Consider the following 14,169-nt stretch of genomic DNA (forward strand, 5'->3'; position numbering starts at 1 on the left):
CTCTCCCGGATCGGCCAGGGCTCGCGGGTGGTGCTGACCCACGACGTCGCGCAGCGGGACAACCTGCGGGTCGGCCGCTACGACGGCGTGGTCGCCGTAGTGGAGAAGCTGAAGGGGCATCCGCTGTTCGCCCACATCACCCTCACCCGCTCCGAGCGCTCCCCGATCGCCGCGCTCGTCACGGAGCTGCTGGAGGGCCTGGAGATCTGACGGCAGGGCCCCCGCCGCCCCGGCCGGGGTCCCTGCCCTCGGCCGAGCGTCCGGCCAGCCGGCACCAACCCGTCCTCTCCTCCGTCTCCAACCCTTCGAGCACCTCACTCAGCCGCACTGCTCGGCTCCTCCCCGGTACCGGGCACCTCCTCGAACGTGGAGCCAGTCCATGCGCGCACCCGACATCTCCCCCGTGCCGAGGCCCGCCGCCTATCTGTGCAGTCCCCCGCAGAACCCGACAGCTGCCAGGGACCGCGAGGCACTGACACGCTTCGCCGCCCGCCTGGGCCTGCCCGCCCCGGTGTTCTACCTCGACCGCGCCCGCCCGTCCTCCTGGGGCCACCGGGCCCGCCCCCGGTTCGAGGAACTCGTCCTCGCCGTGATCGACGGCACGCACCGGCTCCTGCTGATACCGGGCCCCTGGGTCCTCTCCAGCGACGAATACCGCGTCCGCCTGTCGATCCGAGTCCTCACCGCCGCCGGATGCACCCGGATCCTGATGCCACCACGACACGCCACCCCCACGGGGTGGGACCAGCCGCCGGCATCCGGCGACCGTCCCCCGCCCGTACCGTCCCGGTAACACCCGCTCCCCCGACCGGCCCCCGTTCGCGAAGCGACCCAGGGCCCCACCTCATGGTGAGCCGTCACGGGCCGCCAGGAGTGGCGGATGTCGGCGGACAGGCGGCACCGGCGGAACGGGTTCGGGCCTGCCGAGTCGCCCACATGCTGGAATTCCCCGCCCGCCGCCGACCCGCCCGGCGACCATGGCGCCATGACAGCCTTGAACGTCTCCCCGCTCGGCCCGCTGACGCCCGACACCGACGACCTCTCCGCCTATCTCGCCGCCGACGAGGTGATCGACCACGGCCACCCCGAGATCCGGGCCCTCGCAGCCCGGCTGCGCGGCCCCGACCCCGTGGCCACCGCGCGGGCCGCGTTCGCGTACGTGCTCGACGAGATCGACCACTCGGCCGACGTGGGTGTGTGGAGCGCCGCGTACCGGGCCTCGGAGGTGCTGGCGACCCGCAACGGCATCTGCCACGCCAAGTCGCACCTGCTGGCGGCGCTGCTGCGGGCCGAAGGCATCCCGACCGGGCTGTGCTACCAGAAGCTCGAGGTGCTGCACGGCCTGAACGCCGTGTACTGGGCGCAGACCGGGCAGTGGGTCCGGCTCGACGCACGGGGCAACAGGAACGGCGCCGACGCGCGGTTCACCACCGAGCCGGCCGAGGAGCGGACCGCCTGGACCAACGACCCCGCTCGGGGCGACCTGCACTACCCGACGGTCTACGCCGCCCCGCCCGCCGCGCTGCTCGCCGGACTCGCCGAGGCCCGCCAGGACGTGGCCGGCTTCGGGTACCTGCCCCCGGCACTCTGACCGTACGGTCCCGCCGACACCCGCAGCGCGGCCCGGGCTTGCCGGGCGGCGGGCGGGCGGCACAGGCCGTCCCGACCGCCCGCCGCCGATGGCCGGTGTGATCAGCCGCGCGCCGGGGCGGTGCCGGCGGCCGGGCGAGCCTCCGCCCCGCCGCTCGCGGTGGGCGTGCGGGCGCCACCCGGCTGGTCCCCGTACACCTCGAACTCGTACAGCGAGTAACCCCAGGCCGTCCCGCGCGCGGTGCCGTAGATCCGGATGTAGCGGCCGGAGCCGCTCAAACCGGTGAGGTCCTGGACTCCGCCGGTGCCGGCGGTGGCGGAGTGGACGGTGCGCCAGGTGACGCCGTCGTCGGAGAGCTGGATCCGGAAGGCCTTGCCGTACGCCGCCTCCCAGCGCAGCACGACGCGGTTGACCGTCCGCGTCGAGCCGAGGTCGACCTGCAGCCACTGCGGGTCGGCGTAGGCGCTCGACCAGCGGGTGGTGCCGTCGCCGTCGGTGGCGAGGGCGACGGGGAAGTCGGCGGTCTCGGTGCTGGAGGCGGTGGTCGGCCGGTTGCGGGCCAGGTTGCCGGGCTGGGCGGCGCCGGGCCAGGCGGGGTTGTGGCCGACGGCGGTGGCGATCGGGGTGAAGGACGCGTAGGAGGCCGTCAACCTGGGCGATCCCCAGGTCTGTTGGGCGAGTCCGCGGAGCGGGTACATGATGCCGGCGGCGATCTGGTCCTCGGTCTCGGCGTTGGGGTTGTCGCACCAGACGTGGAGCAGTGAGCCGGGGTTCTTCGTCGGGTCGGTGAGGGTCCGGCCGCCCTGGAAGAGGTCGGGCGTCCAGGTCTCGTACATCCACCTGGTGTCGGGCTTGGCACCGCCGAGCACGTAGTAGGTCGGGGTCCAGGACTCGTTGGCGACGGTGTGTCCGGCGGCGGCCAACTGCTGGGGCGTGAGGCCGTAGTCGTACCAGTACTCGACCACGATGTCGGCGTTGGGAGCGATGGTGCCGTCACCGGCCTTGATGCCGTCGTTCCACATCCGGGTGGTCTTGCCGCCCGCCCGCACCAGCGCGTCGGACCAGTTGACGAAGCCGTAGTAGGTGTCCTTGGCGGTGGCGTTCGCGCCGTAGTGGGCGCGGGCGTAGGCCAGCAGCTGCGGATAGCGGCTGTAGTCGTCGACGTACTCGTCCGCGCCGATGTGCCAGTAGGGGGCGGGGAACAGCGGCAGGTACTCGTCGACCAGGTCCTTGATCAGCGTGTAGGCCCCGGGCAGTGAGAGGTCGATGAAGCCGGGGTCGACCGTGCCGGAGCTGTTCCTCAGCGCGAGTTCGGGGTGGGCGGCCAGGATCGGGTTCATGTGCCCGGGGGTGTCGATCTCGGGGACGATGGTGACGTGGTACTTCCGCCCGAGGGCGACGAGGTCGGCGATGTCCTGCTTGGAGTAGTGGTCGGCGGAGACGATCTCCGGGTGGGTGGAACTCTCCAGGCGGAAGCCGAAGGTGTCCGACAGGTGGAAGTGGAAGTAGTTGAGCTTGAGGTAGGCCAGTTCCTTGATGTGCTGCTTCACCCAGGCGACGGTGAAGTACTTCCGGCCCTGGTCGATCATCAGCCCGCGTTCGGCCTTGGCCGGCCAGTCGAGCGCCGTCCCGGCCGGTACGGTGGCGGACTGGTGGAGCAGTTGGAGGACCGTCCGGGTGCCGTAGAACGCGCCGGCCGCGGTGCCGGCCCGGACGGTGATCGCCGCTGCGACGGTCAGCCGGTAGCCCTCGGCGGGCAGCGCGTCGTCGCCCAGGCTGAGCGCGATGTCTCCCGCACCGGCGGTGCCGGTGGTCACCGGGACGCTGTGGCCTTCCAGTTGGCCGAGGTCCTCGGCGAACGTGGCCGCCTCGTCGGCGAGTTGGGCGCTGGAGGCGGGGTCGAGGACGATCCGGCTCCCCGTGGTGAAGGTGTACGAGCCGCTGCCGGCCGTCCACTGGCGCAGCGCGGGTACGGTCCGCGGCGGTCCGGCGACGGCGGCACTGTCGGCAACACTCTCGGCGGTGCTGACGGCGGCACCGTCGGCGGCCGGTAAGCCGGGCAGTACGAGGGCTGCCGCGGTGCACACGGCTACGGTCAACAGCCTGAGCAGTCTCATCGGGACTCCAAGGGGCAGGCGGGGGAAGACCTGGGGCGAGGAGGATCGCGGGCACCGGGCCGCCAGGAGCGGGTCGGCCGGGGTGCAGACCCCGGTCCCGGGCGGCCCCATCGCCGGCGGGCTGCCGGGCGAGACGGTCGTCGACGCTGACGTCCCGGGCCCTGGCACACGGGGAGGGCGCGGTGAGGAGCGGCACCAGTGCAACGCAAAGTCCGTAGTGGAGTCAATAGTTGACGATAACTCGGCTGAATTGAGCAGAATTGGACGGGCTGGCGCAACATCTCGGGGCGGAAGTGCCACGTGGGGCGGCCGGCGGGGCGGGCCACGGCGACGGGCCCCGGCCGCCGCAGTGCCTCGCTGCGAGCAGCGCGCGTCCGGAACGGCGACGTCCCGCCCGCGCGGGTGCGCGGGCGGGACGCGACGTGTCGGGCCGGTGGCTCAGCCGCGGGCGTTCCTGCGGCGGCGGGCGACGAGCACGGCCGCGCCACCGAGGGCGACGGCGGCGGCGCCGGAGACGGCGAGCGGCACGGCGCCGGAGCTGCCGGTCTCGGCGAGGCCGCGCCCGGTGGCGGCCGTGGCGCCGGTGCCGCGGTCACCTGCCGGCACGACCCCGCCGGTGGCGGCCGACGTCGCGGTCGGCGACGCGGACGGCGACGTCGAGGCGGTCGGGGAGGCGGTCGGGGAGGCGCTCGCGGCGGGCGGGACGCTCGCCGAGGGGGTGACGGTCGGCTCGTCGCGGAAGGTGACGCGGCTGGTGGACGATCCGGTCAGCCGGTTGCAGGTGTACTTCACGTTCGTGGGGCCGACCCCGTACGGGAGCACCTCGGAGGCGCCGGAGACGGAGAGGCTGTAGCCCCCGGCCTTCGCCGCCGGGTCGGCGGAGATCCGGAGCACCACGGTGAACATCTCGTGCGACGGGACCGCGTGGTGACCGAGGGACACCGCCCCGGTGGCGGCGTCCGGCGTGGCCGGGGCCCAGACGGTGTCGCCCTGGAACCTCACCTCGGTCCTGGGCGGGACGGCCCCCGTCGCGCTCTTGATCACGGCGGTGATCCGGAAGTCGGTGAGCGTCGTCGAGCTGCTGTTGTAGAAGGAGACGGCCATGTCCCGGGTGGTTCCGTCGGTGTCGAGGGTGACGGCGTGGACCGGCATGGCCTCCTCGCGCACGTACATGCAGCCCTGGGGCAGGGTCGGGGTGGCCGTCGGGGTGCCGGTGGCAGTCGGGGTACCGGTGGCCGACGGGGTCACCGTCGCACTCGGCCCGTCGGTCGGTGCCGCGGACGGCGCCGCGGTCGCCGAGGTGGTCGCCGAGGGCGTGGCGGTGACGGTGGCGGACGGGGTGTCCGTCGCCTCGGCGGACGGCGTGGTGGCGGCCGGCGTCGACGCGGCCGCCGAGGGACTCGGGGCGCCGGCGTCGGCGAAGGCGCCGGTGGTCCCGGAGACCATCGCGCTCGCGGCGAGCACGGACAGGGCGGCGGCGGCCGCCAGGCGGGAGGTGGTGCGCACGATCACGGCTCCGGCTGTGAGAAGCGATGGGGACGAAGGTCTGCTGAGAGGACGTGCGGACGAGGCGAACGGTTGTACGCACCCGCCACCCGATCCCCGGATCCCCCGAGCAGCCGTCAGCCGCCAGCCGCCAGCCGTGTGCATCGGACCCCGCAGGTGCTTCCGGGCCGCGGCAGGCCGACAGACGCAGGTGGGCCCGGCGGGGGATCCACTCGGACGACAGCGTGTGCTCGGTCGATGACTACGTGTCACGCTCAGTGGGTAGTCCACGAACAGTCGATGGTGAGGAGAAACCGGATGAACAGCACGACCCCGCGCACGGGGCTCCGACTCGCGGCCGCCGCCCTGACGGTCGCCGCCGTGGCCACCTCCGCACCCGCCGCCGCCGCGAGGACCGGCCAGGCCGCCACGGCATGCGCCCCCTCGACCACCTACCACCTGCAGTCGCTGAACGTCTACGGCGACTGGGAGCGCGCCGCCGAGGTGGACACCTCGCTCAACGCGTGCGCCTTCACCCCCGCCAACGAGTGGACCTTCGACGTCGTCCAGGCCGCCCCGAACCGCGGCTACGGCCTCGCCGGCTGGAAGATCCGCGCCTGGTTCCAGAACCAGGACCAGACGCCCGACTACCGCACCGTCGTCCTCAAGATCCGCGTCGACCACTGCTACGCCAACGGCAAGTGCGCCAACGACCTCGCCGCGTTCGACGTGAAGCACCGGCTCTTCCGCGACGGCTACACCCGACAGGTCATCACCGACACCTCCACCGACGTGGTCGGCGACGCCCACGGCTGGCGCATCGACCCCCACTCCTGAGCCCGGACTCCAGAACCAGGAATCGAGGCAACGATGCGTTCAGGCCGCCACACCCCCGGCCGCCGGACCCGGCCGCGCGGCGCGGTGACCGCCGTGACCGCCGTCGTCACGGCACTGCTGACGCTGGCCACCGCCACGGCCGCCGCCCCCGCCCGCGCGGCCGGCGACGGCGACGCCTCCGGGCGCCGGGACTACGTCCTGCTGGCCCCGGCCCACGTCCCGCTGACCGAACCCGGCCACGAGCAGCCCCTCGACCAGCTCGTCGAAGGCATCCGCGCCATGGAGCCCGGGCCCCACGAGAACCACGCCCCCCGCGCCACCAGGCGCTCGGGCCAGGACGAGCTGCCCGCCTACGAGTGCCGGGAACAGGACGCGGCCTTCCACGACGAGGGCTACGGCAAATCACGGTTCGTCACCTGCCAGGCCTTCCACCTCCACCCCACCCACGTCACCTGCTGGTGGATCTTCTGCTCCGTCACCGGCAGCGCGGACGCCGAGATGACCGACATCCAGTACGGCCACAACGCCCGCCGCGAGGTCGACGTCGTCCAGGTCCTCGACAACTGGCGCCTCGAGGGCGACATCGCCGAGGTGCCGCTCAGCCTCAATGTCACCTGCACCGCCCGGCCCGGCTTCGGCCCCTGCGTCGTCGACAGCGGCTTCGGCGGCCCCTATGTCCAGCCCATCGGACTGTGGGCCGCGGAGGGCTCCATCACCAGCCGCTACTACTCCTTCCGGCAGGAGGCCGCCGGCGGTCTCGGCACCGCCCTCATCAGCTACGCCGACCTCGCCGCACACGTCTCGGTCATCGGCGAGGGCGCGGCCAACCCCTACGACGGCCCCAACAGCGGGATCCGCTGCGACTCCGCCCCCTACCTCGTCACCACCGCGGCCGGCGAGGGCTGCGTCTTCCCCTGGGTCACCGAGACCCTGCACATCAACCGCGCCGACTACCCCGAGTCCGCCGACCACATCATCACCGCCCAGTACCACCCCGACCAGACCGTCCCCGACGCCCCGAACAAGCAGATCCCCGGCGCCCCGGGCGCCGCGCCGCTGCACCGCGTCGCCGACCAGGCCGCCATCGACGCCCACCGCGCCGTCGCCGTCGCCGCCTGCCTGGTGTACTTCCCCGACTACGCCCGCGAGGGCCTGGACTGCGACGAGTACCCCTTCGCCTCCACCCTCGAGGGCGCCGACGACAACCTCAAGAACTACAGCGTCGAACCCATCCACGACTGGGACAACCGCGGCGCCGGAGGCAGGCTCAGCGGCTTCTACCAGAACCGGCGCATCCTCGGCAGCGACTTCACCAACGACCCCTTCCACGTCCAGATCGACCCCTGACCCGCCCGGTGGAGCCCATGACCGGCCGACCCCCCGCCGCCGCACCGGTCGCCGAACTGGCCACCGAAGTGCGCGCCGAGCACCACCTCTTCCACCTCGTCGACACCGCCGCACCGCCCAGCGGCGACCCCGACGACCGACCGCCCACCCCACGCCCCGACCAGCTCGCCACCACCGCGCCCGGCACCGGCACCGTCACCTTCAACAGCGCGCTGTCCGACCACTACCCCCACGTCACCCTCCAGCACTGGTCCGCACCGCCGCCCCCTCCCCCGCCCGACCGCTGGCCCCGCCGCGCCCGACTCACCGTCGACCTCGAAGGCGGCCGCCTCACCCTCGCCTCCGGCGTCTCCCACCTCCCGGCCGACGCGGCCCTGCGCCTCCCACCCGGCCGCTACACCCTCACCGCCCACCGCAGCACTCCGCTCCCCACCCGGGAACCGCTCCCCCACCGGGCCGAGCACTGGCTGCTGCGGCTGTGGCCCCGCTGACACCCGCGGCGACCCGTGTGCGAACGGCCCGCGTGGTGCCGGGGCAGACGGCTCGACGCGGACCGCTTTCGCTCCTCGGGCAGCCCGCGTACCACATGCCGAGACCATCCAGGTGACCTGCGTCACTCCCCGGGCGCTTCGGGCCGGACATGCACGATCATGATCCGAATGGACGCCCGTTTCCTCGGTATCGCCGATCTGACCGAAGCCCCGTCCGTGGCGGTCGTCGTCGACGTCATGCGCGCCTTCACCGTGGCCGCCTGGGCCTTCGCCCAGGGGGCGGAACAGATCGTCCTCGCCGAGTCGTTGGACGACGCGCGGGCGCTCAAGGCCGACCACCCGGACTGGGTGGCGCTCAAGGACGGCCCGCCCGCACCCGGGTTCGACCTGGTCAACTCGCCGGGCCTGCTGCGGTCCACGGACCTCGGTGGACGGACCGTCGTGCAGAAGACCACGGCGGGGACGGTCGGCGCCCTCGCGGTCAAGGACGCGTCGCTGGTGCTCTGCGCCGGCTTCGTGGTGGCGGAGGCCACGGCCCGGCTCCTGCGGGACCGGACGAGTGACAGTGTCACGTTCGTGGTCACCGGCGAGGACGGTCGGGCCGATGAGGATCTGGCGTGCGCCCAGTACATCGCCCGGAGAGCCACCGGGGCCGGTACGGATCCTGCCGGATTCCTCCGCCGCGCTGCCGAGTCGCGCGCCGCCACGGAGCTGGCGGAGGGCGTGCGCCAGGGAGTCCATCCCGACGACATCGCGCTCTGCCTGGAGCTCGACCGGTTCCCCTTCGCCATGGTGGCGGCCCTGGAAGACTCGCTCATGGTCCTGCGCCCGTGCACCGTGCCGGCGTCGACCGAGGACACCTCGCTCTGACAAGCCGCGAGCCGGCACCCGGCCGGGTGGGCGGCATCAGCCGCACGCGCCGTGAGGCCCGGGCCGCCGGCGAGCGGTGAGCAGGATCCACCTCATGGGCGGCCGTGCCGGTGAGCCCGGCCCCCGTCCGGAACCGGGCTGACCGTACCGGATTTCCGCTCTGCCAGGTCCCGCGTCTCGGTCGGCGCTAGCGTTGGCCCCATGATCGTATGGCTCAACGGCACCCACGGCGCGGGCAAGACGACGACCAGTGCGCTCGTGCAGCAACTGATCCCGGATTCACGGGTGTTCGACGCCGAGAAGGTCGGCGAGACGCTCATGGACATCACACCGGGGCTGCCCGAGACGGACAACTTCCAGCACTGGCCGCCGTGGCGGCCGCTCGTGGTCGAGACCGCCCGCCGCGTACTCGACTACACCGGCGGCACCCTGGTGGTGCCCATGACCGTCCTGGTCGAGGAGTACTGGCGCGAGATCAGCACAGGCCTCGCCCAATACGCGATTCCGGTACGGCACTTCGTCCTCCACGCCGACCAGGACACACTGCGCGGGCGCATCGAAGGGGACACTCTTCTCGGCCCTTCCCCCTTCCGTCTCAAGTACCTCGGACCCTACGCCGAGGCGGCCCGCACATGGCTGCACCGCGAGGCCGAGGTCGTCGACACCACCCACCTCACGCCCGCCCGAGCCGCCCTGCAGATCGCGGAGGCCGTCAGGAGTTGAGCTCCGCCCGAGCTCGACGAGCTGGAGCGGCGCGGTTCGACCGGACATCGCCGGCGGGAATCCGCAGTTCGTCATCGTGCGGGCCGGAGGAGGGTGAACTGCTCCATCTCGGTGCCGTAGTAGCGGTCGGTCAGCCCGCGGCCGGCCATCCCCAACCGGCGGCAGACCGCCGTCGAGGGGTCGTTGCCCGGCCGGACGACCGCGTGGATCTCCTCCAGCCCGCTCGCGAACCCGGCCGCCAGCAGTGCGCGGGCCGCCTCGGTGGCGAAGCCCCTGCCCCAGCTGTCGGGGTGGAAGTGCCAACCCACCTCCACCGCGCCGCCCCCGTCCGGGATCGGCACCAGGATCACCGTCCCGGCCACCACCTCGGTGTCCCGCTGCTCCACCGCCCAGCACCCGAGCGGCGGTGTCCCCGAGCGGTCCCGGAACCGTCCGATCATGGCGTCCGCCGCCGCTTCGTCCGCCAGCGCCTTCGGCGCCGCACCGAGCCACCGGGCGACCTCCCAGCGGGAGTAGAGGTCCAGCGCACGGTCGCGGTCGGCGTGCCGCCACTGCCGCAGGGTCAGGCGCTCTGTCTCGTACACGGTGATCTCCCGGGATGAGGATGGGCGTACCTGCCGGTGATCCTCCTCCTCGCAGGCCGCGAGAGCCATGGGGTCCCCGTCACGCGGGCTCCCCTCCCCCGGTACCGCGAAGACGCAGGTACCGACGGAACCCGTCGCCGCCTCGGGGGCGAGCCGTGTGCGCTCGCCCCCGAGGCGATCCCCCGCCCGAGCGACAGGACCGACGGGGGCGGCGCATCAGGGCCGGGCCGCGAGCGCCTCCACCTCGAACAGCACATCGGGCGTGGCCAGGCTCGCGACACCGATCAGCGTCTGCGCCGGCGGCTTCGCACCCCAACCCTCCTGCACGGCGCCGGCGATCGGGCCGAGCTTGCTGACGTCGTGGTCCACCACGTACGTCCTGAGCTGGACGACGTGGCCGAGGTCGAGCCCGTGGGCGGCAAGGGCGACACCGATGTTGTGGAACGTCCGCTTCACCTGCTCGGCGAAATCGGTCGAGACCACCGCGCCGTCCGGGCCCGATCCGTACTGACCCGCGACGAGGACCAGTTCCGTCCCCGCGGGGACGGTGACGGTGTGGCTGTAGCCGAACGGGACCGGGTCGTGCAAGCCGTCCGGATTGACGATGACGTGTGCCATGCGAGTCACCTCTGGTGTGTGGTGGGGCCGTTGTCGTGCTGGTGAGCCTTTCAGCGAATCACGACATCGTGTGTCGTGTATTCCGGTAGCGTTTTCGCGTGCGCGCTGATCGATTGGTCTCCCTGGTGCTGCTGCTGCGACAGCACGGTCGGGTGTCCGCGACGACACTGGCCCGCGAGCTGGAGGTGTCCACCCGCACCGTGCTGCGCGACATCGACGCGCTGTCCGCGGCCGGTGTCCCGGTCTACGCCGAACGCGGTCGGCACGGCGGCTTCGCGCTGCTGCCCGGGTTCCGGACGGAGCTCACCGGGCTGAACCACGACGAGGCACTCGCTCTGCTGGTAGCCGGATCGCGGCGCGGCGCGCAGGCGTTCGGCCTCGGCTCGGCCCTCGCTTCGGCCATGCTCAAGGTGGTTGACGCGTTGCCCGAGAGCCACCGGGCCACGGCGGCCGGCGCGGCCCGGCGATTGCTCGTCGACCCGGAGACCGATCTCCTCTCGCGCCGGCTGGTCGCCGAGGACGTACCCGACACCGTGGTGGCCGAGGTCCGGCGCGCGGTGTTCGCCGGGCACAAGCTGCGCATCCGCTACGCGGCTGTGGACCGGACGCCGACGTGGCGCACGGTGGACCCGATCGGCCTGGTCACCGTGCGCGACCAGGGCTACCTGCTGGCCACGAGGTCCGGCGCGGACCGCACCTACCGGCTGTCCCGGATCCTGGCCGCCGAGGAGCTCGCCGAACCGGCACAGCGACCGGACCACGTCGACCTGGACCAGGCCTGGAAGGAACGCAGCGCGCGGTTTCGGACCGGTGGCGACCAAGTCACCGTGCTGGTACGGGTGAACCCGACGCGGCGGGAGGAGCTGGTGGGCACCGCGTTGGCCGTCCGGGCCGAGGACGTCGACGCGGACGGTTGGCTGCGGCTGGAGCTGAGCTTCCAGGACCCGCGACACGCCGAATGGGCGCTGTGGCAGCTCGCCACGGGCGCGGAGGCCCTGGCCCCGCAGTGGTTGCGCGACTCCCTGCACAACCGCGCCGCCGCGATCGCCACCTGCTACGGAACGTCCTGAGTCTCCGGCTCCGGTGCGGTTCGACGCCTCGCGAAGCCGGGAGCCAACTCGCCCCTTCTCCTTCGATCAGCAGGCGATTGTCTGAACAGACCGTAAAATACAAGGCTCTGACGCACATTTGGGTATAGAGTCTGAAGCACAGAGGGTGGTCTGAAGGGGCCGGCATCACGAAGATGCCGGCGGATCACCCATGGACAGGGGGATCATCATGACCTACCACCTCGAGGTAGCGCGGGCGACGATCGACAACCGTCTGCGGGAAGCCGAGAACCACCGCCTCATGCGCGCGCTGCGGCTCAAGAAGCGCGCCGAGCGCACCACCCGGCGCGCCCACCGGGCCCTGACGGGCCTGGCCGGCCCGACCGTATGAGCACACCCCGCAGCGGGCCGTCACCGAAGCGCCGGTGACGGCCCGCCTGCTTTCCTGCGGCGGTGCGCCGGCCTTCGCGCAGCCAGCCACACCACCGGCAATCGCTTCACCCAGAGCAGAACGCCGCTCCCTTCCCCTCGCGCCCCGGATCCCTAGGCTGAAGGGGTGAGCACTCATGCAGCCAAGGAAGCCCGCGTCATCCCCCTGCGCCCGAAGACCGCGTCGTCCGGTCCCGCCGGGCCGGCCCGCGCCCCGCAGCGACCGGCGGGCGCCCCGCCGGCACCCGCGCCGAGGGAGCCGCTGTGGCGCAACCTCGTCGGCGACGTGCTGCGGCGCGAGCGGCTCGCCCAGGAACGCACCCTGAAGGACGTCGCGGAGGCGGCCCGGATCTCGATGCCGTACCTGTCGGAGCTGGAGCGCGGGCGCAAGGAGGCCTCCTCCGAGGTGCTCGCGGCCGCCGCCCGGGCCCTCGGGCTCGGCCTCCCCGACCTGCTCTCGCTCGCCCAGGACGAGCTGACCCGGTACGCCCACGGCCGGGTGAGCCGCAGCCGCACGTCGCCCACCGCGCAGTACGACGGTCTCTGCCTCGTCGCCTGACCTCCGGAAGGGCATCCGCACCGCCGGCCGGTGCGACGGGGGCGCGCCACCGTCGCACCGGCCGGTCGGCCGGCCCTCGCTCTGGGCCGCGCCGGGTCAGACGAACGCGAGCCGTCGGCTCAGCACCTCGTCGGCGAGCCCGTAGGCGACCGCCTCCTCGGCGGTGAGCACCTTGTCCCGGTCCATGTCCGCGCGCAGCGTCGCCACGTCGTGACCCGTGTGCCGCGACAGGATCTCCTCCACCTCCGAGCGGATGCGCACCATCTCCTTGGCCGCGAGGCTGAGGTCGGAGACCGTCCCCTGCCGGCCGCCGCTGGCCGGCTGGCCGAGCAGCACCCGCGCGTGCTGGAGCACGAACCGTCGCCCGGCGTCCCCGCCGGCCAGCAGCACCGCCGCCGTCGACGCCGCCTGACCGACGCAGAAGGTGGAGATCGGTGCCTGCACGAAGGTCATCGTGTCGTAGATCGCCATCAGTGAAGTGAACGATCCGCCGGGCGAGTTGAGATAGATCGAGATCTCGCGCTCCGGGTTCTCCGACTCCAGGTGCAGGAGTTGGGCGATGACCACGTTGGCGACCCCGTCGTCGATCTCGGTGCCGAGGAAGATGATCCGCTCGTTCAGCAGCCGGCTGAAGACGTCGTAGGACCGCTCGCCCTGCGCGGTCCGCTCGATGACGTAGGGAACCGTGTACGACCCCATGTCACAACCCCATCCGTCGGCGCGACGAGGCCGGACGGATGTCGGCGACCGACTCCACCACCCGGTCCACGATCCCGTACTCCTTGGCCTGCTCGGCCGTGAACCAGCGGTCGCGGTCGCCGTCCCGGGCGATCGTCTCCTCGCTCTGCCCGGTGTGCTCGGCGGTGATCCGCTCGATGGACTTCTTGGTGAACTGGAGGTTCTCCGCCTGGATCTCGATGTCCGAGGCGGTGCCGCCGATGCCCGCCGAGGGCTGGTGCATCATGATCCGCGCGTTCGGCAGCGCGAACCGCTTGCCCGGCGCCCCCACGGTGAGCAGGAACTGGCCCATGCTGGCGGCGAATCCCATCGCCAGCGTCGAGACCTCGTTCGGGATGAGCCGCATGGTGTCGTAGATGGCCAGACCCGCGGTGACCGACCCGCCGGGGCTGTTGATGTACAGGCCGATGTCGGTGCGCGGGTCCTCCGCCGACAGCAGCAGCAGCTGCGCGCACACCCGGTTGGCCGACACGTCGTCGACCTGCGTGCCGAGGAGCACGATCCGCTGGGCGAGCAGCTGCGCCGCGAGGTGGTCGTCGAAGCGGCTGGGCGGTGTGTCGCCCTCCGCCGCGCGGGGCGGGAGCGTGGTGAATGGAGTCATCTGGTCTCCTGGTCGAGGCGGGATGCCGTCGACTCCACTCTTGACCGCGGGAGGCCCCCGCAGGCGGTTTCTCTGCCCGCCGCAGATTCGCCACGGGCAGAGACGCCGGCTCGCCCCGGCCCGGCCGGGG

The 14,169-nt window shown here is 72.6% G+C and carries 17 protein-coding genes; 11 read left to right on the forward strand and 6 right to left on the reverse strand.

The window, feature by feature from the left end; translation table 11 throughout:
* From ACWDRR_RS15570 to ACWDRR_RS15580, 3 genes are all read left to right on the forward strand, one after another.
* Positions 1-210: PhoH family protein (locus tag ACWDRR_RS15570; protein ID WP_449772705.1), on the forward strand; the 210-nt coding region annotated here is incomplete at its 5' end.
* 169 nt (positions 211-379) lie between these two features.
* Positions 380-793 (forward strand): hypothetical protein, encoded by a 414-nt coding sequence (locus ACWDRR_RS15575; RefSeq protein ID WP_449772706.1) that lies wholly within the window; start codon positions 380-382, stop codon positions 791-793.
* Positions 794-985: 192 nt separating this feature from the next.
* Positions 986-1,591, forward strand: a complete 606-nt coding sequence (locus tag ACWDRR_RS15580; protein ID WP_449772707.1) for a transglutaminase-like domain-containing protein — start codon at positions 986-988, stop codon at positions 1,589-1,591.
* Positions 1,592-1,692: 101 nt separating this feature from the next.
* Here the strand turns inward: ACWDRR_RS15580 and ACWDRR_RS15585 are convergent, their stop codons facing one another.
* Both ACWDRR_RS15585 and ACWDRR_RS15590 read right to left on the reverse strand, forming a co-directional pair.
* Positions 1,693-3,690, reverse strand: a complete 1,998-nt coding sequence (locus ACWDRR_RS15585; protein WP_449772708.1) for a family 20 glycosylhydrolase — start codon at positions 3,688-3,690, stop codon at positions 1,693-1,695.
* Positions 3,691-4,146: 456 nt separating this feature from the next.
* A complete protein-coding gene (locus tag ACWDRR_RS15590; protein ID WP_449772709.1) occupies positions 4,147-5,214 on the reverse strand; it encodes an LPXTG cell wall anchor domain-containing protein in 1,068 nt (355 codons plus the stop codon).
* Positions 5,215-5,511: 297 nt separating this feature from the next.
* Between ACWDRR_RS15590 and ACWDRR_RS15595 the strand changes: the two genes are divergently transcribed.
* The 5 genes from ACWDRR_RS15595 (at position 5,512) to ACWDRR_RS15615 (ending at position 9,461) form a co-directional block, all read left to right on the forward strand.
* Complete coding sequence (locus tag ACWDRR_RS15595; RefSeq protein ID WP_449772710.1) at positions 5,512-6,030, forward strand: hypothetical protein; 519 nt, start codon at positions 5,512-5,514, stop codon at positions 6,028-6,030.
* 33 nt (positions 6,031-6,063) lie between these two features.
* Complete coding sequence (locus tag ACWDRR_RS15600) at positions 6,064-7,377, forward strand: NucA/NucB deoxyribonuclease domain-containing protein (protein ID WP_449772711.1); 1,314 nt, start codon at positions 6,064-6,066, stop codon at positions 7,375-7,377.
* Between the two features lie 17 nt (positions 7,378-7,394).
* A complete protein-coding gene (locus ACWDRR_RS15605; protein ID WP_449772712.1) occupies positions 7,395-7,868 on the forward strand; it encodes a hypothetical protein in 474 nt (157 codons plus the stop codon).
* 168 nt (positions 7,869-8,036) lie between these two features.
* Positions 8,037-8,738: a 2-phosphosulfolactate phosphatase gene (locus ACWDRR_RS15610; protein ID WP_449772713.1), complete on the forward strand. Its 702-nt coding sequence runs from the start codon at positions 8,037-8,039 to the stop codon at positions 8,736-8,738.
* Positions 8,739-8,939: 201 nt separating this feature from the next.
* Positions 8,940-9,461 carry an ATP-binding protein gene (locus ACWDRR_RS15615; RefSeq protein ID WP_449772714.1) on the forward strand — a complete coding sequence of 174 codons (522 nt, stop codon included), beginning with the start codon at positions 8,940-8,942 and terminating at the stop codon, positions 9,459-9,461.
* 71 nt (positions 9,462-9,532) lie between these two features.
* Here the strand turns inward: ACWDRR_RS15615 and ACWDRR_RS15620 are convergent, their stop codons facing one another.
* Positions 9,533-10,045 (reverse strand): GNAT family N-acetyltransferase, encoded by a 513-nt coding sequence (locus ACWDRR_RS15620; RefSeq protein WP_449772715.1) that lies wholly within the window; start codon positions 10,043-10,045, stop codon positions 9,533-9,535.
* A 216-nt stretch (positions 10,046-10,261) separates the two neighbouring features.
* Positions 10,262-10,663, reverse strand: coding sequence for a RidA family protein (locus ACWDRR_RS15625; protein ID WP_449772716.1), 402 nt, complete (start codon positions 10,661-10,663; stop codon positions 10,262-10,264).
* Positions 10,664-10,761: 98 nt separating this feature from the next.
* On the opposite strand from ACWDRR_RS15625, the gene ACWDRR_RS15630 reads away from it, so the two are divergent.
* The 3 genes from ACWDRR_RS15630 (at position 10,762) to ACWDRR_RS15640 (ending at position 12,700) form a co-directional block, all read left to right on the forward strand.
* On the forward strand, positions 10,762-11,733 hold the full coding sequence (locus tag ACWDRR_RS15630; RefSeq protein WP_449772717.1) for a helix-turn-helix transcriptional regulator: 972 nt from the start codon (positions 10,762-10,764) through the stop codon (positions 11,731-11,733).
* 208 nt (positions 11,734-11,941) lie between these two features.
* Complete coding sequence (locus ACWDRR_RS15635; protein ID WP_449772718.1) at positions 11,942-12,103, forward strand: hypothetical protein; 162 nt, start codon at positions 11,942-11,944, stop codon at positions 12,101-12,103.
* 165 nt (positions 12,104-12,268) lie between these two features.
* Positions 12,269-12,700 (forward strand): helix-turn-helix domain-containing protein, encoded by a 432-nt coding sequence (locus tag ACWDRR_RS15640; RefSeq protein WP_449772719.1) that lies wholly within the window; start codon positions 12,269-12,271, stop codon positions 12,698-12,700.
* Between the two features lie 96 nt (positions 12,701-12,796).
* On the opposite strand, the gene ACWDRR_RS15645 is transcribed toward ACWDRR_RS15640, so the two are convergent.
* Together ACWDRR_RS15645 and ACWDRR_RS15650 are read right to left on the reverse strand one after the other, a co-directional pair.
* Positions 12,797-13,399: a ClpP family protease gene (locus ACWDRR_RS15645; RefSeq protein WP_449772720.1), complete on the reverse strand. Its 603-nt coding sequence runs from the start codon at positions 13,397-13,399 to the stop codon at positions 12,797-12,799.
* Between the two features lies 1 nt (position 13,400).
* Positions 13,401-14,039, reverse strand: coding sequence for an ATP-dependent Clp protease proteolytic subunit (locus ACWDRR_RS15650; protein ID WP_449772721.1), 639 nt, complete (start codon positions 14,037-14,039; stop codon positions 13,401-13,403).
* Positions 14,040-14,169 lie beyond the last annotated feature (130 nt).

The sequence above is a fragment of the Kitasatospora sp. NPDC003701 genome (genome assembly GCF_053587085.1).